General features: G+C 71.1%; 19 protein-coding genes, 1 tRNA gene and 2 pseudogenes. 7 read left to right on the top strand and 15 right to left on the bottom strand.

Annotated features, from left to right (window positions below; translation table 11 throughout):
* Both AB0959_RS38780 and AB0959_RS38785 read right to left on the bottom strand, forming a co-directional pair.
* A pseudogene (locus tag AB0959_RS38780) lies at positions 1–400 on the bottom strand (hypothetical protein); the annotation flags it as partial.
* Between the two features lie 276 nt (positions 401–676).
* A complete protein-coding gene (locus AB0959_RS38785) occupies positions 677–868 on the bottom strand; it encodes a hypothetical protein (RefSeq protein WP_366831474.1) in 192 nt (63 codons plus the stop codon).
* A 769-nt stretch (positions 869–1,637) separates the two neighbouring features.
* Between AB0959_RS38785 and AB0959_RS38790 the strand changes: the two are divergent.
* From AB0959_RS38790 to AB0959_RS38800, 3 genes and pseudogenes are all read left to right on the top strand, one after another.
* Positions 1,638–2,429, top strand: a pseudogene (locus tag AB0959_RS38790) (exonuclease domain-containing protein); the annotation flags it as partial.
* Positions 2,430–2,533: 104 nt separating this feature from the next.
* Positions 2,534–3,889: a VCBS repeat-containing protein gene (locus AB0959_RS38795; protein WP_366831475.1), complete on the top strand. Its 1,356-nt coding sequence runs from the start codon at positions 2,534–2,536 to the stop codon at positions 3,887–3,889.
* Positions 3,890–4,519: 630 nt separating this feature from the next.
* On the top strand, positions 4,520–6,667 hold the full coding sequence (locus AB0959_RS38800) for an SGNH/GDSL hydrolase family protein (RefSeq protein WP_366831476.1): 2,148 nt from the start codon (positions 4,520–4,522) through the stop codon (positions 6,665–6,667).
* A gap of 152 nt (positions 6,668–6,819) precedes the next feature.
* On the opposite strand, the gene AB0959_RS38805 is transcribed toward AB0959_RS38800, so the two are convergent.
* Complete coding sequence (locus AB0959_RS38805; RefSeq protein ID WP_366831477.1) at positions 6,820–10,113, bottom strand: GH92 family glycosyl hydrolase; 3,294 nt, start codon at positions 10,111–10,113, stop codon at positions 6,820–6,822.
* Positions 10,114–10,187: 74 nt separating this feature from the next.
* Between AB0959_RS38805 and AB0959_RS38810 the strand changes: the two genes are divergently transcribed.
* Positions 10,188–10,421, top strand: a complete 234-nt coding sequence (locus AB0959_RS38810) for a hypothetical protein (protein ID WP_366831478.1) — start codon at positions 10,188–10,190, stop codon at positions 10,419–10,421.
* A gap of 295 nt (positions 10,422–10,716) precedes the next feature.
* Here AB0959_RS38810 and AB0959_RS38815 read toward each other — a convergent pair.
* Positions 10,717–10,793, bottom strand: a tRNA-Pro gene (locus AB0959_RS38815).
* A 251-nt stretch (positions 10,794–11,044) separates the two neighbouring features.
* Between AB0959_RS38815 and AB0959_RS38820 the strand changes: the two genes are divergently transcribed.
* Positions 11,045–11,695, top strand: coding sequence for a transketolase (locus AB0959_RS38820; protein WP_366831533.1), 651 nt, complete (start codon positions 11,045–11,047; stop codon positions 11,693–11,695).
* A 98-nt stretch (positions 11,696–11,793) separates the two neighbouring features.
* On the top strand, positions 11,794–12,717 hold the full coding sequence (locus AB0959_RS38825) for a transketolase (protein WP_366831479.1): 924 nt from the start codon (positions 11,794–11,796) through the stop codon (positions 12,715–12,717).
* Positions 12,718–12,769: 52 nt separating this feature from the next.
* Here the strand turns inward: AB0959_RS38825 and AB0959_RS38830 are convergent, their stop codons facing one another.
* The 6 genes from AB0959_RS38830 to tdh all read right to left on the bottom strand — a co-directional run bounded on the left by AB0959_RS38830 (position 12,770) and on the right by tdh (position 17,552).
* Positions 12,770–13,129 carry an MmcQ/YjbR family DNA-binding protein gene (locus AB0959_RS38830; RefSeq protein WP_366831480.1) on the bottom strand — a complete coding sequence of 120 codons (360 nt, stop codon included), beginning with the start codon at positions 13,127–13,129 and terminating at the stop codon, positions 12,770–12,772.
* Positions 13,130–13,166: 37 nt separating this feature from the next.
* Positions 13,167–13,703: a GNAT family N-acetyltransferase gene (locus tag AB0959_RS38835; RefSeq protein ID WP_366831481.1), complete on the bottom strand. Its 537-nt coding sequence runs from the start codon at positions 13,701–13,703 to the stop codon at positions 13,167–13,169.
* Entirely contained in the window at positions 13,700–14,278 is a 579-nt protein-coding gene (locus tag AB0959_RS38840) for an XRE family transcriptional regulator (protein WP_366831482.1), read from the bottom strand. The genes AB0959_RS38835 and AB0959_RS38840 overlap by 4 nt, the downstream gene beginning before the upstream one ends.
* An 88-nt stretch (positions 14,279–14,366) precedes the next feature.
* On the bottom strand, positions 14,367–15,272 hold the full coding sequence (locus AB0959_RS38845; protein ID WP_366831483.1) for a LysR family transcriptional regulator: 906 nt from the start codon (positions 15,270–15,272) through the stop codon (positions 14,367–14,369).
* Positions 15,269–16,471 (bottom strand): glycine C-acetyltransferase, encoded by a 1,203-nt coding sequence (locus tag AB0959_RS38850; protein ID WP_366831484.1) that lies wholly within the window; start codon positions 16,469–16,471, stop codon positions 15,269–15,271. The genes AB0959_RS38845 and AB0959_RS38850 overlap by 4 nt, the downstream gene beginning before the upstream one ends.
* A gap of 52 nt (positions 16,472–16,523) precedes the next feature.
* Positions 16,524–17,552: an L-threonine 3-dehydrogenase gene (gene tdh / locus AB0959_RS38855; protein ID WP_366831485.1), complete on the bottom strand. Its 1,029-nt coding sequence runs from the start codon at positions 17,550–17,552 to the stop codon at positions 16,524–16,526.
* A 335-nt stretch (positions 17,553–17,887) separates the two neighbouring features.
* Between tdh and AB0959_RS38860 the strand changes: the two genes are divergently transcribed.
* Positions 17,888–19,780, top strand: coding sequence for a DUF2264 domain-containing protein (locus AB0959_RS38860; protein ID WP_366831486.1), 1,893 nt, complete (start codon positions 17,888–17,890; stop codon positions 19,778–19,780).
* A 38-nt stretch (positions 19,781–19,818) separates the two neighbouring features.
* Here the strand turns inward: AB0959_RS38860 and AB0959_RS38865 are convergent, their stop codons facing one another.
* From AB0959_RS38865 to AB0959_RS38885, 5 genes are all read right to left on the bottom strand, one after another.
* The gene (locus tag AB0959_RS38865) at positions 19,819–20,388 is read right to left on the bottom strand and encodes a GAF domain-containing protein (RefSeq protein ID WP_366831487.1); all 570 of its coding nucleotides are present in this window, start codon (positions 20,386–20,388) and stop codon (positions 19,819–19,821) included.
* A 28-nt stretch (positions 20,389–20,416) separates the two neighbouring features.
* Complete coding sequence (locus AB0959_RS38870) at positions 20,417–21,016, bottom strand: ATP/GTP-binding protein (RefSeq protein WP_366831488.1); 600 nt, start codon at positions 21,014–21,016, stop codon at positions 20,417–20,419.
* Positions 20,994–21,368 carry a DUF742 domain-containing protein gene (locus AB0959_RS38875; RefSeq protein WP_366831489.1) on the bottom strand — a complete coding sequence of 125 codons (375 nt, stop codon included), beginning with the start codon at positions 21,366–21,368 and terminating at the stop codon, positions 20,994–20,996. Before AB0959_RS38875 ends, AB0959_RS38870 begins: the two co-directional genes overlap by 23 nt.
* A complete protein-coding gene (locus tag AB0959_RS38880; RefSeq protein WP_366831490.1) occupies positions 21,365–21,799 on the bottom strand; it encodes a roadblock/LC7 domain-containing protein in 435 nt (144 codons plus the stop codon). The genes AB0959_RS38875 and AB0959_RS38880 overlap by 4 nt, the downstream gene beginning before the upstream one ends.
* 77 nt (positions 21,800–21,876) lie before the next feature.
* The gene (locus AB0959_RS38885) at positions 21,877–24,090 is read right to left on the bottom strand and encodes an ATP-binding protein (protein WP_366831491.1); all 2,214 of its coding nucleotides are present in this window, start codon (positions 24,088–24,090) and stop codon (positions 21,877–21,879) included.
* Between the last annotated feature and the right edge of the window lie 19 nt (positions 24,091–24,109).

A 24,109-nucleotide genomic window follows, 5' to 3' on the forward strand; every position in this document is an offset into this window, starting at 1 on the left:
GAGCGTTGTTCCCCTGAGCGTTGTTCCCCTGAGCGTTGTTCCCCTGAGCGTTGCCGCCCTCACCATTGCCGCCCTGGCCGTTGTTCCCCTGAGCGGCGGCGAGCCGGTTGTTGGCCTCCTGGATCTGGGAGTTCAGTTGAGCGAGTTTGCGGCTGACCTCGGCCTGCGCGGCGGCGGGGACCGACCGGAGCCGGGAAGCGACATCCGGGCAGTTCACCGTCGATGCGGCCGACTGCGTCGGGCCATTGGCCTGATTGTTGGCGTTGTTGGGGTTGTTGGCGTTGGACGACTGCCCGGCCAGAGCAGAGCCGGTGATCACCGCCCCGGACAACACCACAGCGACTGCGCCGCCGATCATCACAACGCGGCGCTTGTTGTACTTCGGAAGAGCCCTGGACATGCGGATGCCTCACTCGGTTTCGGGGGGGGGTGGCATCGTCCGGTCGTCGACCGGACGGTTTCTCCAACGCGGGCGCCTGCGTTCGACGGGAGGTACGCGAACACGCGGTCACGTGTTCAGCAAGTTTCCAAATTTGCGCGACTTTCTTTCCGAAAGTCTTCCCACCAGCGTGTCCCATGTGGTATGTCGAGCGCTGGTTCGACGAGGGGCGCATGGAGCCGAATCACACCCGATCACTGCGGGAGGCCATGTCGACGGCCGTCTTGCGTAGCCGTGTCACCAGCGCATGCGCGACGGTGTGCACATTGGGGTCGGTATGGCCAGTGCGCACCACTTCGCCCAGGTGGCGATGATCGCACTCGGCGCCAGAAGGGCGCCGATCGCGCGCGGCAGACCGGCCTCGACGGTCATGCCCTCGGCGACGACGTCGGCGTCCGAGAGGCCCGCGTAGTCCGTTCCCGCAGACAAGGCGGACACGGTGGACGTGATGGTCGCGTGCGGTCGCACGAGGCTGGAGAGCCGGCCCTCCCTGCGCGCCCTGGAGGTGCCCCCATGCGTAGCACCGCAGACCGTGGCCGCATCTACCTCAGGTGCGGCTGCCTGCACTGGGACGACGTTCCCTCACCGAACACGTTCCCTACTTGCGCCGCACACCCTCCAGCAACGCGAAAAGCCGCCCTCCCACAAACGAGAGAACGGCTTCCGGCCTGCATCAAAGCTGTTCGGGACGACAGGATTTGAACCTGCGACCCCTTGACCCCCAGCTGCGGAGCCCCTGAGCGGCGCGCGACGGGTCGTACCTCAAGGTCGGTGTTCAGCATGCTCGGCCGAGTAAAGGAGTCTGTTTGCTCGGGCCTCCGCCCGACAGGGCCTCGTAAAGTTCCCGCGCACTTTCGACAAAGGACCAGATGATCTGTCAGTGATGCCGAACACGCAGGCTATGCCCCCTGTAGGGCGTACCGAGCAGGCGCCGACCGAGCGCCTGGCCGCAGGTTCGAGTCATCCCGAGGGCGGTTACACACGGTCTGGCGGGCGTTCTTCCCGAAAACTTCCCGAAGTTTGGCGGGTCTCTCTGCAGTCGGCACAACACGACGGCCTCTTGACTACCCTCCAAAGAAGGGCAAAACGGCATACGGGTTGAAGGAGTGGTGAATAGCCGATCATCCTTGGCGCCATGAGTCTCGCCTCCGCCTTGTTCAACGTGCCTGCTCCGGGCGACTACGCCTACGACTGAGCCTTGGTCGACGTGGAAACCTCGGGGCTCACAGCCCGGCGGGACCGAGTCCTGTCGGTCGCGGTGGTGACGATCGGTCCGGACGGCGAGCAGACCGGGGAGTTCTCGACGCTGCTCAATCCGGGCTGCGACCCGGGGCCGGTGGAGGTGCACGGGCTGACCGCCGATCGGCTGCAGGGTGCGCCAACCTTCGACCAGGTCGCCGGTCGGATCGGGGCGATGCTCCAGGACCGGGTCCTGGTCGCCCACAACGCCCAGTTCGACTACGACTTTCTGGCGCACGAGTTCGCCCGCGCGCGGATGTGGCTGCCAGTGTCGCAGCGGCTGTGCACCCTAGCCCTGAATCGTCAGTTGGATCCGCCGACGGACGACATGAAGCTGGACACCCTCGCCGCTCATTACGGCGTACCGCAGGTGCGGGCGCATGATGCGCTGGACGACACCCGGGTGCTGGCCGGGATCCTGCGGGCGTCGCTGCGCCAGATGGCGCGGCTCGAGCTGCCGTTGCCGCTCGTGTCCTGCCCGCCCCGGGCGGAGTCCCAGTTCACGCCTCAGCCGCCCAAGACTCCGTGCGCCTACCGCAACCCGGGCAGGCTGACTCCCGGCGCGCCACTCCAACAGGGGATGAAGATCGCGATAACTGGTGAGACCGCCCACGCCAGGGCGGAGTTGGTCCGGCGGGCGGTTGCCGCCGGGCTGAACATGATGACCTCCGTGAGTCGGCACACCAGCGTGCTGGTCACCAACGAGCCGGCGTCCGCTTCGGCGAAGGCCCGACGTGCAACCGCCGAAGGCGAGCCGGAGCCCGTGGCGTAGCACGGCCCTGCCCAGCAGTACGGCCTTATAACGAAGCACCCCCTGTCCTCGGTTCGCGCTGGGACATGGGGTGTGCTCTTTCCATGCGAACGACAGGAAGAGCGGTAGTACTGACGGTGTGCGCTGTCCTGCTGGGCTCCTGCGGCAATCCGGACGGCGCCGGCGGTGCGAGCGGTGAGGCGTCCAGGCCGACCGCCACCACGCCCGATCCCGACGCCACCCCCAGCAGCGCCCCCTCCTCCGCCCCCGTCCCTCGTGGGAAGGGCGGCAAGGTCCCCGGCGACGTGAACGGCGACGGCCACCCCGACTTCGCGTACACCGCGCAGTGCGAGGGCGACGAGCCGACGGACGGCAAGAACTGCATCGTCGTTCTGTACGGCTCGGACCGGGGGCTCGACCCCGCCGTACGCACCGTGCTGAAGTCCTCGGACGCCGCGACACCTGAGTACGTGAACACGTACCCGGCCTGGAACCCGGCTCTCACCGACCTCGACGGCGACGGGTACGCGGACATCCAGTACGGGGCGTCCGTCATCTGGGGTGGCCCCACCGGCCCCCGGCCCGACGCCCCGGACGTAGCCGTCCCCGGCGGCGCACCCGGCGACTTCGACGCCGACGGGCACACGGACCTGGCCGTCGTCGAGACACGCGTGCAGTACCCCGGATTCCGGGTCATGTACGGCCCGTTCGACCGGCAGGGCAAGCCCGACCACTGGGGCGATCTGCGCTCCAGCCCCTTCAGGGAGTCGTCCGACGAGGGGTACGGGCTGCACGCGGGTGACGCCGACGGCGACCGCACTGCCGACCTCCTCGCGACGGCGGGCACCGACGGCGGCCAGGGGCGGGCCGCCCTGCTGCGCGCGGCCCGCGAACCCGCACGACAGTTGCGCGTCGGCAGCTCCGTCGTCTTCGGCGACTTCGACGGCGACGGCAAGGGCGACGTCGTGGTCGGGGACAGCGGCAGCCGCAACGACGAACCGGGGTATGAGACCGAGGCCCCCGAGGTCGACGGCACACTCACGGTCTATTTCGGTGACGGCGGCGAGGCACAGCAACTGACCGGCCTGTCCGGGGAGTTCACCAGTGGCGACCTGGACGGCGACGGCTTCGACGAGCTGCTGGTGCAGCCGCCGACCGGGTTCGGCCCCAGCCGCCGCCCCGAGATCACTGTGCTGCACGGCACCGCTCAAGGGCTCGGAAAACGCACCACTCTCCGTCGCACCGGCCCCGTCCACGTCCCCGGCGCCAAACACAACCTGTCCGCGTACAAGCGGTACGCCGCCCTCGCCACGGTCGGCGACTTCGACGGCGACGGTCACGCCGAGGCCGTACTGCGCTGGTTCCTGCCTTCCGGCGGGCCGTCGTGGTGGTGGATCGTCGAGGACGACAAGGACGTACGGACGTTCACGGACAGCCCGTTCACCGAGACCGGGTTCTGACACGGCGCCGCTGACGATCGACGTCCTCTTTCAGCGCGTGCCAGCGCCGTTTTACCGTCGGCGACGCACTCGCCCACCCTCCCACGCAGCGCGCGACGCTGGTCCTCGCCACGCCCCCGTTCGGGAAGCTGTCCATGATCAACACTGACACGTACTGCCGAGACGACTTCTGGACGCCGACGGGTAGCGGCTGCCGGCCGAGCCGGGCGGCAGGTCCGTGATGCGGTGGAGAGCGGCGGCGGTGAGTTCCACGTCGGCGGCGCGCCGCACTGGCCGGCGTTTCTCCGCCACTCGCGCGGCGCTGCGGGTGCTGGGAATCGGGACGACGTCGTCGCCCTGGCGACCCTGCGCCGAGGCCCATGACTTGCGGGGGCCACGAGTCAGTCGCAGGTCGCGGGGTCGGCGTGGGCTGGGGGGTGGGGGTGGGGGTGGGGGTGCTCGTGCCGGTCGAGGGCGTTCTTTCGGCAAGGACCGGGTTGCCGCTCATACTCACCAGCCCCCTTGGCGGCTTGCGTCGGCGCTGCTACCTTCTGGCCGTCAGATGGTGACAACGTTGCCATGCGCGGCGCGCGGTGGCCGCCTGGCCCACGGGATCGATGAGCCCGGAGAGACGAGCTCGGGGGAGTGCCCATGCGCAGGTATGTGACGCTGGTCGTGCTGTTCCTCGTGGCCGCGTCTTGCCATGTATCCTCCGCCGCGGCGGCCACGGTCGCGGCAACTGCCCCGGCAGGCGGCGGTAGTTGGGTCGGGACGTGGTCGGCCGCGGCCAACGGTGGGGTGAGCGAGACCGGTTACGCGGGATACACGATCCGCAACCTCGTCCATACGAGCATCGGCGGAGAGCGCGTGCGGGTGAAGCTGTCCAACGCCTTCGGCACGAAGCCCGTGCTGTTCGCGCACACGACGGTGGGCCTGCAGCGAGTACCCGGCAGTGCGGCGATCGCGCCCGGCACCCTGCGGGACGTGACCTTCGGCGGGCAGCGCGCCGTGACGATCCCCGCGGGCACGGAGCTCTACAGCGACCCCGTGAACCTTCCGCTCGCCGATGCCGCCGACCTCTTCGTCACCACCTATACGCCCGACCCCACCGGACCGGTGACGTACCACTCCCTCGGGTTGGCGACGTCCTTCTACGCCACGGACGGCACGGACCACGCCGGCGACCTCGCCGCGGGCGGGCTGCCGTCGAAGACGCAGTCATGGCACTACGTCACCGAGGTGGACGTGGAACCGGGCGGCTCCAAGGCAGGCGCGGTCGTCACCCTGGGCGACTCCATCACCGACGGCGACCAGTCCACGCCCGGTGCCAACCGCCGCTGGCCGGACCGCCTGGCGGCACGGTTGCACGCGAGCCACGGCGCCGCCGGCCGGTTCGGCGTGCTGAACGCCGGCATCGCGGGCAACCGGGTCCTGCTCGACGGTGCCGGCCCCAGCGCGACGGCCCGGCTGGACCGCGACGTCCTGCAACGGTCGGGGGCCCGTACGCTGATCGTGCTCGAAGGGATCAACGACATCCTGCAGGGCCGGCACGACCCGAACCAGATCATCGCGGGCCTGCGGGAGATCGCCGACCGCGCACACGCCGCCGGCCTGCGGGTGCTGGGCGGCACCATCACGCCCTTCGGGGGCTGGGGATCGTACGGCGCGGACAAAGAGGCCGCCCGCGAGGGCGTCAACAGCTGGATCCGGTCCAGCGGCGTCTTCGACGCGGTGGTCGACTTCGACGCCGCCCTCCGCGACCCGGCCGATCCGCATCGCATGCTGCCGCGCTACGACAGCGGGGACCACCTGCATCCCGGCGACGCCGGCTACCAGGCGATGGCCGACGCCATCGACCTGCGCGCGCTCGGCCGCCCCGCCCCGGTGCAGCCGGCGCCGCCCGCCCCGCCGGAACGCTCGCTGTCCGTGGGTGTCGGGCCCGAACGGGCCGTCACGATCGCCGGCCGCCCGGGCACTGTGTCCTTGACCTCGCGCGTGACGGTCCAAGGTTCCGGCACGGTCCGCGGCAGCTTTGCCGTCACCTTCGACGGCGTACGTCAGCGGCATGCGTTCGCCGTGCGAAGCCAGGGGCGCTTCGCACAGCTCGATCTCACACAGGACGTACAGGTGCCCGCCACAACGGCGGCCGGGACGCACCGCGTCACCGTCACGGTGCGTACGCGCGGCGGCGGCCGGGCCTCGGCGGTCGCGACCCTCGACGTCGAGCGCGTGGGCTGTGGGAAGACCGACGACGCCTGCGCACTGGACCTCGGCGGTACGTACGACCGCGACTCGATCGCGTCCGCCGACCATCCCGACGACGGCGACTTCGACGGGCTCGGCTGGAGCTACGCCGCCGAGACGATGCCCGCGCCCGGTCCGGTCGTACTCTCCGGGACGCCGTTCAGTTTCCCCTCGGGCGCCGACGGCGTCGACAACACGGTGACCGCCCACGGCCAGACGCTTTCGTTGCCCGGTCTTCGCGCCCGCGAGCTGCGCGTGCTGGGGGCCACGAGCAGCGGGGCGGTGGACGACGTCGCCACCGTCACCTACACCGATGGTTCGGCTGCGTCCCTCCCCCTGCACTTCAGCGACTGGGCCTCCGGCCCTCAGGCGGGCGAGGACATCGCCGTCGCGGCACCGTACCGCTACCGCGCCGGCGTGGGCCGCGACGGGCCGCCGGTCGACATCTACGCGCGAACGATCTCACTCGACCCGGACCGGACAGTCCGCTCGATCACCCTTCCGGACCAGACACGGCTCAAGCTGTTCGCCGTGACGCTCCGGCAAAGCCGATAAGCCCGGGCCCCATGGCGTGCCCTCGAAGCCGAGCGGCGGAGCCGGCGCGAGATGGGCAGAGCTGTGCCCCCGGCTCCTCTTCAGCCGTCGGCCGGAGAGGAGCCGGCTGCGGATGCTCGGGACGGCCTTCGGCGGCTGCCTCGGGGAGCCGCCTATGACAGCGTGATCGCGTACACCTCCACACGCGCATCGTCCGGCAGCATCAGCGAGCGCATCACCTTGGCGTCGTCCAACTCAAGGGAATGGCCGAACAGCCGTACCGACGGCCCGTCAACGCCTTGGCCGGACTTGATCCGGTGGGGCATGTCGAGGACGACAGTGCTGCCGTCGGGGGCCGGTCCGGCCCAGTCGCCGACCTCGAGCGGGACCTCGGTGCTGCTGCCGTCGGCGTACCGGACGGTCAGCCGGGTCGTCACCGGCCCGTTGTGCGAGGCCGCCACCAGGCGCAGGGTGCCATGGCTGCGGGCGGGCAGCATCAGTGTCTGGCCGCGGGCCTCGACGAAGTTCGCCGCGGTGCCGGTCGGATCCGGGGCGTCGTACGTCACGCCGTTCCAGGTGACAGGACCGGCGGCCGGAAGCAGGTGGGCGTCGTAACTCCAGCCGCCGCCGTCGAAGTCGCCCTGGCCGGACTCCTCCGCGGTCGCCGTCCCGTCATGCAGCATGTCCCTGCTCAGGTCCACCGCGCAGCTCTCGTCCGCGACCGTCGCACACTCCGCTGCCGGGCGTACCTCGACGGTGGCCTCCCGGGTGACGCGGCCCGCGCCCTTCGCCTCGACCGTGACGCGCACCGGGTAGGACCCGGTGGCGGTGCCAGGCGGCACGGTCACCGCCAGGTCGACGGTCTTCTGTACGGGCAGGCGCAGGGAGCGGATCCGCAGCGGTGAGCGCGGAGTCGTCGTCACCTGCCAGCCGGTCGGCGCCTCGGCCGTCACCGCCACGCGCAGCTCACCAGGGGTCTGACCGAGGACGTCCAGAGTCAGGTGAGCGGTCTGGGCCGTGCCGCCGACCGGGACGATGTCGGCGGAGGTCCGCAGGGACGCGTCGAGGCGCCGACGGCCGTCTGCGGCCGCCTGGTTGACCGATGGTGGTTCGGCGCCCGCACCGGTGCCCCAGGCGGACGGCGCCGCACCGAGCCGGTGGACCAGAGTGCCGCCGTGCGCGACCTTGTCCCAGTCCAGCCAGGTGCGCCGTACGTCCCGGCCGTCGAACGACACCCGCTGGACGTACCGGTTGGTGTCGCTCACCCCCGGCGCGTTGATCGTCAGTGTGCCGCCCTGGCGCTTCCCGAACCGGCCGATGGTGACTGCCGCCGACTCGAACTGCGGGCTGGACAGCGCCAGGAAGCCGCCGCCGCTCATCGTCGGGTACAGGCCGAGCGAGGAGAACACGTACCAGGCCGACATGGTGCCCAGGTCGTCGTTTCCGGTCATGCCGTCGGGCCCGTTGGTGAACAGCGTCATCGCGGCGCGCACGACGGTCGCCGTCTTCGCCGGCGCGCCCGCCCACAGATACATGTACGGCGCGAGGAGATCGGGCTCGTTGTTCGGGTTGTAGGTCGGCTTGCCGTAGTAGTCGTAGGGCTGGGAGATCCAGTCCTCACGCGCCGTGCCCGCCGGGTCGCCGAGCAGCTTGTCGTAGGCGAAGAAGGAGTCGAGCCGCTTCTCGGTGGCCTTCCGGCCGCCCATCAGATCGACGAGACCCGCGGGGTCCTGCGGCACGAGCCACTGGTACTGGTATGCGCCGCCCTCGTGGAACTGGTGGCCCGCTTCGACCGGGTCGTACGGTGTCAACCACGTCCCCGCGGTCGTGCGGGGCCGGAACTGGCCGATCGAGGAGTCCCAGAGGTTGCGGTACCACTGGCCGCGCGCCGCGAACTTCCGCGCGTCCACGTCGTGCCCGAGCCCTCTGGCCATCAGGGCCAGTGACGCGTCCGCCGCCGCGTACTCCAGGGTGGCGGAGGCCGGGTGCGAGCAGTCGTTGTCGCCGCCCTTGTGCGCGCAGTCCTTGTTCAGCTTCAGGCCGGACGGGATGTATCCGCGCGTGCCGTACTGGTCCGCTGCGGAGCGTCCGTTGTACGGGGAGTCGGCGGGCGGGGTGCTGGTCGCGTTCTTCTTCAGCAGTGCGTAGGCCTCGTCCTCGTGCCCGGCCAGCAGGCCCTTCGACCATGCCTCGACGAGGAACGGCGTCACGGGATCGCCGGTCATGATGTTGGTCTCGCTGTTGGCCAGGGCCCACCGGGGCAGCCAGCCGCCGTCCTTGCCGATCGCCACGACCGACAACGCGACGTCCCGGGCGACGCGCGGCTCCAGCATTTCCAGGAGCTGGTTCTGCGGCCGGTAGGTGTCCCACAGTGACAGGTTCTGATACGGCGTGAAACCGGCGGCGGTGTGCACCGCGCCGTCGAAGCCCATGTAGCGGCCGTCGACGTCACCGGCCAGGTTCGGGTGCAACTGGGCGTGGTAGAGGGCGCTGTAGAACACCTTCTGCCGCTCCGGACCCCCACCGCCGATCCTGATCGAGGAGAGCTGTTTCTCCCAGCCGGCACGTAGCGCGGCGCGCGTGGCGTCGAAGTCGTAGGAGTCCCCGGTCTCCTGCGCGAGATTCTTCCGGGCACCGTCCAGACCCGTGTACGACAGCCCCACCTTCACGACGACGTCCCGGTCGGCGGTGGCGTCGAAGGTCGCCCAGGCACCATTGCCGCCCTCCCCTTCCGCATCGCGTGTGCCGGGCTCGGGAGTTGCACCGCGCCAGGTGCCGTGATCCTTGAAGGGGCGGTCGAACGTGGCGGTGAAGTAGACGGTGTGCCTGTCCTGTCCGGCGCAGAACTCTCCGGCACGCACCCGTCCCTCCACGGTGCGGTCGCCGACCACGTGCACCTCGGAGTCGAACACCTTCTGATTTGCCTTGCCGGTGTTGAACAGCACGTTCGCCGCACCGGTGGCCGGGAAGGTGTACCGCTGCCAGCCGGTGCGCCGGGTGGCGGTCAGCTCGGCATCGATGTCGTACGTCGTCAACCCCACCCGGTAGTAACCAGGGGTGGCTTCCTCGTCGTCGTGCGTGTACGTGGAGCGGTACGTGTCGGGGTTCACGCTGTCGACCGCGCCGGTGGTCGGCATGATGGGCAGCTCTCCGGAGACACCGCAGCCGACTCCGGAGAGGTGGGTCTGGCTGAATCCGTGGATCTTGTTCTGCTGGTGGTCGTATCCGCCCTGGCCGCCGGTGTCGGGACTGACCTGGACCATGCCGAACGGGGCGCTTGCCCCGGGGAAGGTGTTTCCGAAGTTCTGGGTGCCGATGAAGGGATTCACCAGGGCGGCCGGGTCGGAGACCGGCTCCGCGGCGGCCTCGGCCGACGGGAGCGCACCCCCCAACAGCAGGCCTGGTAAGAGCAGGCCGACGCCCACCGCGGTCGCGCGGGCCGTTATCCGTCTGAGGGACAACCCCATCGGGCAGACCTCCTTGACAACGTTGTCTCGGTTGGGACAGGGGAGAACGTGTCATGTCGGCCCGAACGCTGTCAATGACCCGAGCGCCGCCGTACGGGGCTGAGTTGGCCTGCCCGCATTCCATTCCCCCTTTCGGACGGAACTCGCCTCCGGTCCGGGGATTCGTCACCAACCAGCTCGCCACCGGCCGCGGCCGCACCACCCTCTACCGGTACCTGGCCACGCTGTCCAGCGCGCTGAGGAACGCCGTCCGCCAGCACCACCTCGTCATCACCGCGTCCAAGACCAAGCGAGTGTTCCCCGGGTGAGCGTTCAGACCTGCGCCACCTGGCCGCCACCCTCACCATCACGGCAGGCGTGCCGCTCACCGTGGTCTCCGAGACCCTGCGCCACTCCACCCTTTCGGCGGCCACATCCAACGGCTCCGCGAAGCCCTCAACCGGGTCCGCTCCCCCCCCCACCCCCACCACCACCACCACCCGGCCCGGCTTCCGCACCCCCGCAGACCGGCCCCAGATCCGGGCCTGCGACCACCAGCCGTCCAGGAACGCGAAAAGCCGCCCTCCCGTAAACGAGAGAACGGCTTCCGACCTGCATCAAAGCTGGTCGGGACGACAGGATTTGAACCTGCGACCCCTTGACCCCCAGTCAAGTGCGCTACCAAGCTGCGCCACGTCCCGATGCCCGTCTGACCTGGGGTTTCCCCGGGCCCAACGTGCACAGAAACAATACCGCACTCGGGCCGGTGGTCGCGCCCTCGTTTATGCGGGGCCCGGACGGGCGAAGCGGCGCTTGACCTCGAGTTTGGTTGAGGTTGCACGATCGCCTTATGTCGATCACAGCGGAACGCGCAGAGGACCACGGACGCACGCACGGGCACGCCGGCCAGAGTGAGGAGGAGGGGTACGCGTACACCGACCTGCCCCGGCTGATGGGGCAGATGACGGGCGACGAGAAGCACGGCCCCGCGGCCACGTCCACGCTGGACGTGCTGTGGGTGCTCTACGACCGGGTGCTGCGGGTCGGACCGGAGCGGATGGGCGATCCGAGCCGGGATCGGTTCCTGTTGTCCAAGGGGCACGGGCCCATGGCGTACTACGCGGTGCTCGCCGCCAAGGGGTTCCTGCCCGTCGAGTGGCTGCCGGAGTTCGGTTCGTACGACTCACCGCTCGGCCATCACCCGGACCGCGTCCTGGTGCCGGGCGCCGAGATCGGCAGCGGGTCGCTCGGGCACGGGCTGCCCCTCGCGGTCGGTACGGCGCTTGGGCTGCGGGCCCAGGGACTCGACGAGCCGCGCGTGTGGGTGCTGATCGGGGATGCCGAGCTGGACGAGGGCAGCAACCACGAGGCGATCGCGTACGCCGGGCCGGCCGGCCTCGACCGGCTGCACACCGTCGTGGTCGACAACGCCTCCGCCAGCCACGCGCGGCCGCGTGGCATCGCCGCACGCTTCGAGGCGGCCGGCTGGTCAGCCGAGACCGTCGACGGGCGTGACCACGAGGCGCTGTACGCCGCGTTCACGGCGCCGCATCCGGGCCGGCCGCGTGTGGTCGTCGCCCGCGTCGAGCCCAAGAACACCTGAACCGCCACCAGGCCTGCCCTCGGCTCTCCCTGCTGAACACACCCAGAGATCGCAACGCCCTCAAAGACCTGCTCAAAGACCTGAAGGGAATCCATCCCATGGACACCATGCGTGACCGCTTCGCCCCCGTCGTCTCCCGCCTGCTCGACGAGGACCAGCGGGTCGCCGTCGTCCTCGCCGAGATCGGAAAGGACGGGTTCGAGAAGGCGCGGCACCGGCATCCGGACCGCGTGATCAACGTGGGTATCCGCGAGCAGTTGCTGGTCGGGGCCGGTGCTGGGCTGGCACTGACGGGGATGCGCCCCGTGGTGCACACCTTCGCCAGCTTCCTCGTGGAGCGGCCCTTCGAGCAGGTCAAGCTGGATCTCGGTCACCAGGACGTGGGCGCGGTGCTGGTGAGTGCCGCCGCGTCGTTCGACTGGCCCGCCGGCGGCTTCACCCACATGGCGCCCGGCGACGTGGCCCTGCTGGACACGCTGGACGGCTGGACCGTGCACGTCCCCGGCCATCCCGATGAGGCGGAGACCCTGCTGCGGCACGCGGTGGGCCCCGGCGACGGCAAGGCGGACAAGGTGTACGTACGGCTGTCCGCGCAGTCGAACGAGCGGGGGTTCGCGGTCGACGGAGCCGCGTTCCTCACCGTCCGCGAAGGGCGCCGCGGTGTGGTCGTCGCCGTCGGGCCACTGCTCGACGCCGTGCTCGCCGCCACGGAGGGTCTCGACGTCACCGTCCTGTACGCCACCACTGTGCGCCCCTTCGACACAGCCGCCCTGCGCCGCGCCACGGAGGCAGCCGGAGCGGATGTCGTGCTCGTCGAGCCGTACCTGGCCGGCACCTCCACGGCCGCCGCGAACGACGCGCTCGCCGACGTCCCGCACCGCGTGCTGGGCCTCGGGGTCGGGCGCCGGGAGCTGCGGCGTTACGGGACGGTCGAGGAGCACGTGTCCGCTCACGGCCTCGACGCCCGATCGCTGCGGGAGCGGATCACGGGGTTCCTGGAGGCGGCCCCGGTACGCGTCTGAGGCCCTCCCGTTCGCCCGTCTTCCACCGGATCGCCGCCGGACCGGATGCTTTTCAGTCCTTCACCGGCAGCCCCAGTCCCGGATGCGCTTCGAGCAGCCGTGGCGGCGCCGCCTGCCGCCAGGAGTCGGCGAGGATGTCACGCAGTTCTGTCTCGTCCTCCAGGGCGGCCAGGCGGACCCGCACCCACGCGAAACCCGCCTCGTGGTCGGCGATCCAGAACTTGCCCGGTTCGGCCAGGACCAGCTCGTCCCGCTCTTCCTTGGGGCAGCGCACGGCGATGGAGGTCTCGTCCTCGGGCAGGGTGGCGAACATCTTGCCCGCCACCCGGAACGTGGGCATGCTCCAGGCGATCTTCTCCGCCGTGTCCGGCAGGGAGAGGGCGACACGTCGTACGTCTTCGGCATCCTGCATGAGACGCACCGTAGCGGGCGCCACTGACAATCACCCCTCACCCGGCGTGAGCCGCCGTCCCCACCCGCTTGTAGTAGATCGTCGTCGGCCGCAGCACGCCGGCGGGGCTCGCCGCGTAGTCGGGGATCGCGCCGAGCCGGGTCCAGCCGGCCGCGCGGTACAGGCGCTCGGCCGGGCTGTCGGTCTCGGTGTCCAGGTGCAGCAGGGTGATGCCGGCGGCCGCCGCCGCGCGTTCGGCGGTGGCCAGCAGCGTTCGGCCGAGCCCGCGGCCGCGGGCGTCGCGGTGCACCATCAGTTTGACCAGTTCGGCGCGGTGGCGGCTGTTGGGTTTGTGCGGGAAGGCGAGGCTGACGGTCCCGACCACCCTGCCGCACTCGCGTGCGGCCCACACGGCGAGCGCGCCGGTGGACACCTCCGTCGCGCGCCCCTGCCACCAGTCGAGGGCCGCCGCGCGGGTGAGCGGTGCGAGGAAGCCGATCGAGGCTCCGCCGTGCACGGTGTCGGTCAGCAGGTCGGCCAGTCCCTCGGCGCAGGCCGCCACCTCGGCTTCGTCGAGCCGGGAGACGGCCGTCACGGCAGCACCACCGCCAGCACGTACCGCACGTCGTCCGGTCCGGGGCACCGGAATCGCGTCGACGCCCACACCCGCAGCCGCAGACAGTCCCCGGCCGCCAAGCGGTGCTCGACGTCCTGGGCCGTGAAGTGCAGCGTCCCTTCCAGGACCCAGATGTGCTGTTCGAGGCCGGCCACCGGCGGCCTGTCGTACGCGATGTCGGCGCCCGCCACGAGCCGGCCCTCGACCAGTTCGCCCCGCAGTCCGGGATGCGGCGGCGACACTGACCGTCGTACGAACCCCGAGGTCCTGTCCTCCCACACGGGCTGCTCGGCCGCCCGTACGACGGTGACGGGCTCGGACTCGACCTCGCTCAGGAGCTGGGACATGGTCCGCCCGTACACGCCGCAGAGCCGGTTCAGCTGCGCGGCCGTGGGGCTGGTCTCGCCGCGCTCGGCCCGGGACAGAGCCGAGCGGCTCACTCCGCTGCGCTCCGCCAACTCCTCCAGGGACCAGCCTTGCCGGGCCCTCAGCTCACCCAGCCGCCGGGCGAGCCGGGCGTCGACGGCTTGCAGCTCATCCCGATCACTTCCCATATTCGGGAGGCTATCCCGAACGCGGGAGTACCGTCGAGCATTCTCCAGGAGCAGCTCATCCACACCCCTCCCCCATCCCTCCCGCGCCTCACTCCATCCCCGCCGCCTCGCTCAGCGCCTCCAGCACGGGGCGGATCAGCGGATGCTCCTCCGCGCCCCGGCGTACGGCGGCGAAGACCCGGCGTGTGGGCGCGATGCCGTCGACGGGGCGTACGACGACTCCGGTGAGGTCCATGCCGTGCAGGGCCGAGCGCGGCACGAGGGCGACGCCCGCGTCGGCGCAGGCCAGGGCGACGACCGCGCGGAAGTCGTCCGATGAGTGCTGGAGACGGGGCTGGAACCCGGCGCTCTCGCAGGCCAGGACCACGACGTCATGGCAGGGGTTGCCCGGGTACGGGCCGATCCACGGGTCCTTGGCCAGCTCCGCGAGGGGAACCTCGGCGGCGTCGGCCAGACGGTGGGTCACCGGGACGACGGCGTCGAAGGGCTCGGCGTACAGCGGGACGTGGGTCAGGCGCGGGTCGTCCGCGTCCGGGGCGCCCCGGTACTCGACGGCGACCGCGATGTCGATCTGCCGGTCCAGCACCATCGGCAGGCTGGCGTCACCCTCGGCGTCCTGGACACGGACGCGGATCCCCGGAGCCGTGGTGGCCAGCCGCGTCAGCGCCGGAGCGACGACGAGGACGATGCCGGTCGCGAAGGAGGCGACGGTGACCGTGCCGGCCGCACCGGATCCGTACGCCGCCAACTCGGCCTCGGCACGCTCCAGTTGAGCCAGTACGGCGTTGGTGTGGGCGAGCAGGATCTCACCGGCGGGCGTCAGCCGTACGCCCTTCGCGCCGCGCTCGACCAGCCGGTGACCGGTCTCCTGCTCCAGGGCGGTGAGCTGCTGGGAGACGGCCGACGGGGTGAGGTACAGCGCGGCGGCAGCCGCCGTCACCGTGCGGTGGTCGGCCACCGCACGGAGGATGTGCAGCCGCCGCGCTTCGATCACGCGACCGATTCTCGCAGCTCCGCCCGCGCGGCCACGAACGCGTCCACCGCGCGGTCCACGTCCTCGGTCGAGTGCGCGGCCGACAGCTGCACCCGGATGCGGGCCTGGCCCTGCGGGACGACCGGGTACGAGAAACCGATCACGTACACCCCGCGTTCCAGGAGCAGTTCGGCCATGCGCCCGGCCACCGTCGCGTCACCGATCATGACGGGCGCGATCGGGTGGTCGCCGGGGAGGATGTCGAAGCCCTCCTCGGTCATCCTGCGGCGGAACAGCGCGGTGTTGTCGGCGAGCCGGACCCGCAGGTCGTCCGCCGACTCCAGCAGGTCGAGCACCTTCAGCGAGGCCGCCGCGATCACCGGTGCGAGGGTGTTGGAGAAGAGGTACGGCCGGGAGCGCTGGCGCAACAGGGCGACGATCTCGGCGCGGGCGGCGACGTACCCGCCGGAGGCGCCGCCGAGCGCCTTGCCGAGGGTGCCCGTGACGATGTCGACGCGGTCCATGACGCCGTGCAGTTCGGGGGTGCCCCGGCCGCTGGGGCCCACGAAGCCGACGGCGTGCGAGTCGTCGACCATGACCATCGCGTCGTGGCGGTCGGCGAGGTCGCAGATCTCGCGCAGCGGTGCCACGTAGCCGTCCATGGAGAACACGCCGTCGGTGACGATCAGCCGCCTCCGGGCGCCGGACGCCTCCTTCAGCCGGGCCTCCAGGTCGGCCAGGTCGCGGTTGGCGTAGCGGAGGCGGCGGGCCTTCGACAGGCGGATGCCGTCGATGATCGAGGCGTGGTTGAGGGAGTCGGAGATCACCGCGTCCTCGGGGCCGAGCAGGGTCTCGAAGACGCCTCCGTTGGCGTCGAAGCAGGAGGAGTACAGGATGGTGTCCTCCTGGCCGAGGAACGCGGACAGCCGTGCCTCCAGTTCCTTGTGGACCTCCTGGGTGCCGCAGATGAAGCGCACGGAGGCCATGCCGTAGCCCCAGCGGTCGAGCGCCTGGTGGGCGGCGGCGACGACGTCGGGGTGGTCGGCGAGACCGAGGTAGTTGTTCGCGCAGAAGTTGAGGACCTCCCCGGGCCGTCCGCCCGCGGTGACGCCGACGGTCGCGGACTGCGGAGTGCCGATGACGCGCTCGGGCTTGTGCAGCCCGGCGGCGCGGATCTCGTCGAGAGTGGCGCGGAGATCGTCGCGTACGGAGTCGAACATGAGGGGAGGCTCCTGATGTGCTGACGCGGAAGGGGGTTATGTGGAGGGGGAGTTACGCGGTCCAGTCGAGGATGACCTTGCCGCCGCGGCCGCTCGCCGCGTCGGCGAACGCCGTCTCGAAGTCACGGTGGCCGTACCGGCCGGTGATCACGGGAGTGAGATCCAATCCGCCCTCCAGCAGCACCGACATCGCGTACCAGGTCTCGAACATCTCCCGGCCGTAGATGCCCTTGATCGTGATCATGGAGGTGACGATCCGGGACCAGTCGACCGGGAACTCCCGCGTGGGCAGGCCGAGCATCGCGATACGGCCGCCGTGCGTCATGTTGGCGATCATGTCGCGCAGCGCCTCGGGGCGGCCGGACATCTCCAGCCCGATGTCGAACCCTTCGCGCAGCCCCAACTCCCGCTGTCCGTCAGCGACCTGGGAGTTCGAGACGTTCAGCGCGAGGTCGGCGCCGATCTTGCGCGCGAGGTCCAGCCGCTCCTCGCTCACGTCCGTGACGGCGACATGGCGGGCCCCGGCGTGCCGGGCCACGGCGGCGGCCATCAGACCGATCGGGCCGGCGCCGGTGATCAGCACGTCCTCGCCGACCAGGGGGAAGGAGAGCGCGGTGTGCACGGCGTTGCCGAACGGGTCGAAGATCGCCGCCACGTCGAGGTCCACCGGCACCCGGTGCACCCACACGTTGGACGCGGGCAGCGCCACGTACTCGGCGAAGGCACCGTCCCGCCCGACTCCGAGTCCGACCGTGGCGCGGCACAGATGGCGGCGTCCGGCGAGGCAGTTGCGGCACTTGCCGCACACGAGATGGCCCTCACCGCTGACCCTGTCGCCGGCCTCGATGTCGGTGACGTCGCGCCCCGTCCCGACTACCTCGCCCACGAACTCGTGGCCGATCACGAGCGGAGCACGGATGGTCTGCCGAGCCCAGCCGTCCCAGTCACGGATGTGCAGGTCGGTTCCGCAGATCCCGGTTCTGAGGACCTTGATCAGCACGTCACCCTGGCCGACCTCCGGCTCCGGGACGTCCGCGAGCCACAGCCCGGGCTCCGCCTTCTCCTTGACCAGCGCCTTCACTGTGCGGCTCCTGTGCGTGAGGTCCCGGAGCGGGGCATGCCGAAGAAGCCGGGGCCCGGACCGGGGAGAGGGGTGGGATCTCGTGGGGAATTCTCGTGGGAAATCTTCCGTATGGTCCCGCCCCCGGTCCATCGAGGTTTTCTTAAGCGCGGCCGCAGCTTTCCTTCACACCGCGCCCGTCCCGGGCCGCCACGCACCCCGCCCCGGCCCACTCGGTACGAAGCTTTCGATCTTGTGCGGGCCGTATTGATCCTCTCGCCGCTTCTCGCCGTATTCCTCCTGAGAGGCACCACCCTGACCAGGCACCCCCACTGCCAAGGAGCCGAAAACCCGTCATGCTGCCAGCACCGCACATGGCCCTGCCGCCCACCGACCGTGTCCTTTCCCCGTTCACCGGCTGGACCCGTGAGCACTGGGAGGTGCTCGCCGACCGGCAACTCGAAGCGCTGTTCCCGTACGCGACACCCGGTTTCGCGCAGTACCGGCTGCCCGGCCGCGGCTCGACGTCGGGTGTGGTCGCGGACGGTCTCGAGGGTTTCGCCCGCTCGTTCCTGCTGGCCTCCTTCCGGATCGCGGGAGCCGGCGGGGCGGTCGATCCCCGTCTCACCGAACGTTACGTGCGGGGACTGACAGCGGGCTCGGACCGTGACAGTGGCGAGGCGTGGCCCGAACTCACCGACCGTTCGCCGCAGATGGCCGAGGCCGCGGCGATCGCGGTGGGGCTGCACGAGACCCGTCCGTGGATCTGGGAGCGGCTGGCCCCCGAGGTCCGGGAACAGCTCGTGGACTGGCTGTGGGGCTTCGTGGGCCGCCGGACGGCGGACGACCACGCACGGCTCTTCCAGGTGGTCGCCGAGCAGTTCCTGGCCTCGGTCGGGGCGCCGTTCCGGCAGGAGGACATCGAGACCGGCCTGGACCGACTGGAGGACTGGTACGTCGGCGACGGCTGGTACGCCGACGGCGACGGCCGCACGTTCGACTACCACAACGCCTGGTCCCTGCACCTGTATCCGCTGCTGTGGTCCCGGATGACGGGCGGCAACGACGGTGGTCGCGGCCGGGTCTACCGCAGGCGTCTGGCCGAGTTCCTCGCCTCCTACCCGCGGTTCTTCGGCGGGGACGGCGCGCCCGTCCACCACGGCCGCTCCCTGACGTACCGTTTCGCCGCGACCGCCCCGGTGTGGCTGGGTGCCCTGGCGGGCTGCACCCCTCTGGCACCGGGGCTGACCCGGCGTCTGGCCTCGGGAGCCGTACGGCACTTCGTGGAGCGGGGCGTCCCCGACGAGCGGGGGCTGCTGCCGCTCGGCTGGTACGGCACGTTCCTGCCCGCGACGGGGGCGTCGTCGGGGCCGGGCTCGCCGTACTGGGCGGGCACCGCCTTCCTTGGCCTGCTGCTCCCCGGCGACCACGCGGTGTGGCGGGAGCGTGAACAGCCGCTGCCCGTCGAGGAGTCCGACCAGTACACCGCGCTCCCGGCGCCGGGCTGGCTGCTGCACGGCACCCGGCACGACGGGATCGTACGGCTCGTCAACCACGGCAGCTCGCCGCGGGATCCCGCCGACGACGATCCGCACGCCACCCGGTTCGGTTACTCGACGGCGACGGCGCCCGAGGCGGGGACGCACGCCCGGGAACGCAACGTGGACGGCCATCTGGCGCTCCTCGCGCCGGACGGCACTCCGTCGCGCCGACGCCGCATACAGCCCCTGCGGTGCGCCGGACAGACGGCGGCGTCCCGTTACGACGCTCAACTGCCGGGCGAGGAGGACGCGTTCCCGATCGAGACGACGAGCGTGCTGCGGGGGCCGTGGGAGATCCGGGTGCACCGGGTGCGCGCCCCGGCGGGTGCGGCGGTCCGGGAGGGCGGGTACGCGGTCGCGGACCGGAACCGGCCATCGGCCGAACGGGGGGCGGGCTGGGCGCTGGTGCGGACCGCGCACGGGCTGACCAGCGCGGTGGTCGCCCTCCACGGCTGGGACGCGGACGCGGGCATCGCGCGTGAGGTGGAGGCCAACGCGTTCGGCCCGCACTCGGCCACTCCGTACCTGCGGTGCGGCGCCGGTCTGCCCGGCGGCAGCGGAATCTTCGTCACGCTGCTCGCGCTGACCCGGGACACCGTCCATCCGGAGGCCCTGCGGGAGTCGGTGCTGTGCGCGGTGGAGGGGGACGAGGCGCGGATCGCGTTCCCCGAAGGGGACACCGTCGTCGTACGGTTCACGGCGGGATGATCACGGGGTCCGCTTCCCGGCCGGACCCGGGGAAGCCCCTAGGGGAACGGCTCCCGGCGTTCGAGCTGCTCGACCAGTTCGGCGGCCATCGCCTTGATGGTCTCCAGACCGGTCCGTCCCCACGCGCGCGGGGTGATGTCGGCGACGCAGACCGTGCCGAGGGCGATGCCCGTGCGGTCGACGAGCGGGGCGCCGAGGTAGGAGCGGATGCCGACCTCGTCGACGATGGGGTTTCCGGCGAATCGCGGATACTCGCGCACGTCGTCCAGGACCAGTGCCTTGCGTCGGACCACCACATGCGGGCAGAAGCCGAACTCGCGGGGCATATGGCGGGACACCATGGTCTCGGCACCCTCCGCCTCGACGAGGATGCCGTCGGGCGTGTGCAGTCCGGCGAAGAACTGCCGGTGCTCGTCGATGAAGGTGACCATCGCGTACGGCGCGGAGGCGATCTCCGCGAGCCGCTGCGCGAATACATCGAATCCGAAGCCGGGCTCCGGGTGCGCGCCGAGGCCCAGCAGGCGCAGCCGCCGTACGCGCTCGGGGGCGTCCCGGTCCTCGGGGGTCAGCAGCAGCCGTCCGGACGGACGGGGCGGGTCGTAGCTCATGGCCGCGCTCCACGGCTCATGTCGTCCCTCATGTGTGGGCTCCATGGCTCGGAGCGTGCGCCGGTGTGTGCGCGAGGAGGTGACGGACCAGGGTGAGCAGGGTCTGCACACCGGAGCTGGAGATCCTGGCGTCGCAGCACACGACCGGGATCTCGGGGTCGAGGTCGATGGCGGCGCGCACCTCCTGCGCGTCGTAGCGGAACGAGCCGTCGAACTCGTTGATCGCGACGATGAAGGGGAGGCCACGCTGCTCGAAGAAGTCGACGGCGGCGAAACAGTCCTCCAGCCGGCGGGTGTCGGCGAGGATGACCGCGCCGAGCGCCCCCTCGGAGAGTTCGTCCCACATGAACCAGAATCGCTGCTGGCCGGGGGTGCCGAACAGGTAGAGCACGTGTTCCGGGTCGAGGGTGATGCGGCCGAAGTCCATGGCCACGGTCGTCTCGACCTTGTTCTCGATCCCGTCGAGGCTGTCGGTCGCGGCGCTGACCGTGGTGAGCAGTTCCTCCGTGCTGAGCGGCGCGATCTCGCTCACCGCGCCGACGAAGGTCGTCTTGCCGACTCCGAACCCGCCCGCCACCAGGATTTTGAGTGCGGTGGGAAAGGGATCAGAGCTGTCGTCGTAGTCCATCGAGCACTGCCTCCAGAAGAGACCGGTCTGTGGGGTTGTGGAAGGCCGGGGGCCTCTCGGTGAGGGCCCCGCAGTCGACCAGGTCGGACAGGAGCACCTTGGTGACCGCCGCCGGCAGCTGCAGGTGCGCGGCCACCTCGGCGACCGAGACCGGTGCCCGGCACAGATCCAGTGCCTGGGCGTGCTCGGGGCCGAGGTAGCCGAAAGGGGTGGTTCCGGTGGCCATCACCTGCGTCAGGAGGTCGAGCGCGGTGGTCGGCCGGGTCCTGCCGTTGCTGACCGTGTAGGGACGCACCAGCCGGCCGGCCGCGTCGTCGAGCCAGGGCCCGTCGCCGGTCGCGGCCGCGCTCAAGGCCGCAACGCCGAGGGTTCGACGGCGGGCTGCCTGGGCGCCGTCATCAGGTACGGGCGGACGCTCTTGACGAGCATCGCCATCTCGTAGCCGAGCACCGCGGCGTCGGCATCGCGTCCGGCCATGACGGCGAGACAGGTGCCGGAGCCCGCGGTGGAGACGAACAGCAGGGTCGAGTCGAGTTCGACGACGACCTGACGCACCTCGCCGCCGTCGCCGAAGCGGACGCCCGCGCTGCGGCCTAGGGAGTAGAGGCCCGAGGCCAGCGCGGCCATGTGGTCGGCGCTGTCCGGGTCGAGGCCGTGGACGGACTTCACGAGCCCGTCGCAGGAGAGGAGCACCGCGCTCGTGGTGTGCGGTACGCGCTGCACGAGGCCGCTCATGAGCCAGTCGAGATCGGAAACATGACCGGTCGGCGCGTCGCTCGCCATGGTGGATCGACTCCTTGGGGTACGAAGGTCTGCGGGAGCGGAGGGGCTGGGCGGGGATGTCGTCATCCGGGTGGTCGTCATCCGGTGGGTGTGCTCCCGTCGTGCCGGGCGGTGAGGTCGTGTCCGGGCGCGGACTCCCGCGTCCCGTGCCCCTCGTGGGGCGCGTGCGCCGTGCGCGCATCGCTCATGTGGGCCGCGTCCAGGGACGGCGGAACCACTGTCGGAGTGGTGTCCGGACGCCGTACGCCGAAGGAGGGCGCCGTGTCCGTGTGCGGGACGTCCAGGTAGGCGCGCTCCGCGTGGCGCACATCGGTGTGGAGGACGTCGGTGCGGAGGACGTCGGTGCGGAGGACGTCCATGTGGCTCGCATCGGTAGGGGACGCGGCGTCGGTGTACGCCTGCTCCATGGGAGTCGGCTCCATGGGAGTCGGCTCCATGGGAGTCGGCTCCATGGGAGTCGGCTCCATGGGAGTCGGCTCCATGTGGGCGGTGTCCATGCGGGTCGGCTCCATGGGGGCCCTGTCCATGGGGTCTGACTCCATGGGGGCCGGCTCCATAGGGGCCCGCTCCATAGGGGCCCGCTCCATGTGATGGGCCTCCGCGAGACCGATCCCCCGCTGGAAGGCGGCCATCAGACCGGGATCGTGGCCGATGTAGTGGTCCGGGTCCTGGCGGGGTGTGGGCACGGGGCCGCCGCGGAGCTGGGGAGCGATGTGCTCCTGGGCGCGCCGCCGGGGCAGTCGCGGCTTACCGATGGGACCGCGGGCCTCGCCGGTGCGCGGGACGGGTGGCGTGGCCGTGTTGTCCAGGAGGGTCCGCCGGTCGTCGGGGCGGATGCCGGGCAGTGCGTCAGCCGGGTTGGGCCGCTCCTGGCGGGTGTCGCGCACAGGCAGCCTGGTCGAGCCGCCCGGAGCGGTCGCCGTCTGCTGTCGCGGCGGTGCGGCGTGCGCGGTGTCCTGGACGGTGGCGGCGGGACCAGGAGCGGGCCGGCTGACGGTCTGTGGGGGCCGGGGGCCGGAGGGCTGCCGCCGGGTGCCGGCCGGCTGCTGCGGCTGTGTCCGCGGTACGTCGGCCGAGGCGCGGGGCTCCGTGCCGAGCAGTCCCTGGGGTACGACGAGGACGGCCTGGACGCCGCCGTAGATGTTGCTCTGGAGCCGGACGTGGATGCCGTGCCGCCGGGCGAGCTGCGAGACCACGAACAGGCCGATACGGCCGTCCTGGAGCAGGCTCGCGACGTTTACCTGGTCGGGGTCGGCGAGCAGGGCGTTCATCTTGTTCTGCTCGGTCACCGGCATGCCGAGGCCACGGTCCTCGACCTCGACGGCGAGGCCGGAGGTGACGATCTCCGCGCGCAGCAGCACCTGGGTGTGGGGGGCGGAGAACACCGTGGCGTTCTCGACGAGTTCGGCCAGGAGGTGGATGACATCGGCGACCGCGTGTCCGCGCAGGGTGCCCTCGATGGGCGGCACCAGCTTGACGCGTGAGTACTGCTCGACCTCCGCGATGGCCGAGCGCAGCACCTCGGTCATGGAGACCGGGTTGCTCCACTGGCGGCGGGAGACGGCGCCGCCGAGGACGGCGAGGTTCTCGGCGTGTCGGCGGATGCGGGTGGCGAGGTGGTCGACATGGAAGAGGCCCTTGAGCAGGTCGGGGTCCTCGACCTCGTTCTCCAGCTCGTCGAGGATCGAGATCTCACGGTGCACGAGGGACTGCAGGCGCCGGGCGAGGTTGACGAAGACCTCGACCTTCTGTTCGCTGCCGGCCTGGCTGGAGAGCTGGGAGGCCTGGACGACGGCGGTGACGGCCGCGTCCTGGGCATGCGCGAGGTCCGCGGTGAGCAGCTCGAACTCGTCGGCGTCCGCGGCGGGTCTGCCGCGCGGCTTGCGCGCGGGCGGGCCCTCACCGCGGCGCAGCGCCTCGACGAGGGTGCGCAGGTCGGCCTCGCCGCGGGCGCTTGTGCGGCGTAGGGCACCGAGGCGTTCGTGTACGGAGTTGGCGGCGCGGTCGGCGGCGATCGCGGCGATCACGATGCCCGCGAGGGCGACGCCGACGGCTCCGGCGAGCACGGCCCACAGGACAGGGCTGGGGCGTGCGCCGGTGGAACGGACGGTGAAGAGCACGGCCGCGCAGGCGCTGAGCGCCACCGCGATGGGTGGCAGCACCGCCAGACGCAGCAGCTGAGGCCGTATCGGCGTCTCGGGCAGCGAGGGGGCGGTGCGGGCGACCGGCCGTCCGTGCCGGCCGCTCTCACGGCGGTCCGCACGGGCGGTCGGTGCGCGAAGCTGAGACATCGGTGTCCTTGTACTGGTG

The organism is Streptomyces sp. NPDC046862, from assembly GCF_040704615.1.
In the GTDB taxonomy this organism is placed as follows: Bacteria; Actinomycetota; Actinomycetes; order Streptomycetales; family Streptomycetaceae; genus Streptomyces.